We start from the raw sequence: 1,518 nt of genomic DNA, 5'->3' as shown, positions 1-1,518 counted from the left end.
CGGTGCGTGGAAACACGCACGCCGGGTTCGGCGAGCGGCCTGGGGAAACGGAACGAGAGCAATCCCGTCACCGCGCCCCAGGCCGACTCAACTGGCTGTAGCGCCGTAGCGGGGCGAGGTTGGCGATACTGGTCTGGCCTGGTGGGCCGGTGTCGGTGAAGTTGTAGGGCTTGATGTGGTCGAGGTCAGTGCTGTTGGTGGTTTCTGCGGCTCCGTAGGGGAATTGCTCGACCGGGTAGGTGAGCTTGAGGCGTTCGCGCATCTCTCGCGGGACCTCGTAGGCGTTGACGTTGATCCGGTTGTCGTTGAGGTCGATCACAGGCTTGATGACGATCTGGTCGTGGCCGAGCAACTCTTCGAGTCGGGTTGCGAGGACGGGTCCGAAGCGCTCGACGCGGGCGACACCGTCGCCTTTTAGCAGAGTCTGGTCGGTGATGTGCACGTACAAGGTGGTGGGAGCCGGGCGGCGTCCGGTGGCGCCGATGCCGGTGCTGTAGGCGTCGCGGCGGATCGCGGTCAGCTTGCGGCGCAGTTCCTGGTGCGCGGCGTCATCCATCGCCCGACCAGCGGCCACTTCAACGGGCTCTGTCGGCTCGGCTTGCTCGGTCGCCTCGGTTAGCTCGGTCGGCGCAGTTGGCTCGATCGGCTCGATCGGTTCGGCTGGCTCGGTCGGCTCGGGGTCGGGGGTGCCGCTGGGGTCGCGGGGTGCCCACGGGTCGGGTGGCCGGTCGCCCATCGGGGCACCGGGACCGGGCCGATCTCGGTCGGCGTTGGGGTGGTCGTCCCACGGCTCCTTACCGGCAAACCAGCCCTGAGAACCCGCGGCACCTCCCGGCTCCGCGTCATGTCCTCGCTTCGCTGCACCGCCTGGCTTCGCTGCACCGCCTGGCTTCACTTCATCGCCGGAATCGACGTGACCACCGGGATCGAGAGGGGCGCCAGGGTCGAGGTGGCTGTCGGGCTCGGGGTTGCCGATGTGCGAGTCCTGGGTCGCGGACCTGCCTGCGCGAGCGGTTGGAGCCGGAGTGCCTGTCGTAGGGGCGAAGTCCGTCGTGGTGGTGAGGTCCGGGGCCGGGCCGCCGGCCTGGTCTGGGTCCGGCTGCGCCGCAAGGTCGGCGCCCTCAGCGCTGTCAGCGGTGGAATCTGCGCCGGGGGCCTCGGCGGAACCTGCGTCGACAGGAGAGCCGGAGGGGCTGTCCGCAGCAGGAGTGGGGTCGGCGGCAGAGCCGGAGGGGCTGTCCGCAGTGGAGCCCGCGTCGTCGGCAGAGTCGGAGGAGCTGTCCGCAGCAGGATTGAGGTTGACGGCAGAACCGGGCGAGCTATCTGGGACGGGGACTACGGCGGCGCCAGGGTCCGGGGAGCCGTCCGCAGTGGAGTCCGCGGCAGCACCAGGATCGGGCGAGCTATCTGCGGCGGGCACTACGGCGGCGCCGGGGCCCGGGGAGCCGTGTGCAGTGGAGTCCGCGGTGGCGCTAGGTCCGGGCGAGTTATCTGCGGCGGGGGCTATGGCGGCGCCGG

1 pseudogene is annotated in these 1,518 nt (G+C 70.2%); it reads right to left on the bottom strand.

Annotation, left to right across the window (positions count from 1 at the left end):
• Positions 1 to 67: 67 nt before the first annotated feature.
• Positions 68 to 1,518, bottom strand: a pseudogene (locus A3ES_RS56910) (hypothetical protein); the annotation flags it as partial.

The organism is Kribbella catacumbae DSM 19601, assembly GCF_000372465.1.
In the GTDB taxonomy this organism is placed as follows: domain Bacteria; phylum Actinomycetota; class Actinomycetes; order Propionibacteriales; family Kribbellaceae; genus Kribbella; species Kribbella catacumbae.
This window is presented reverse-complemented; position numbering and strand designations above follow the sequence as displayed.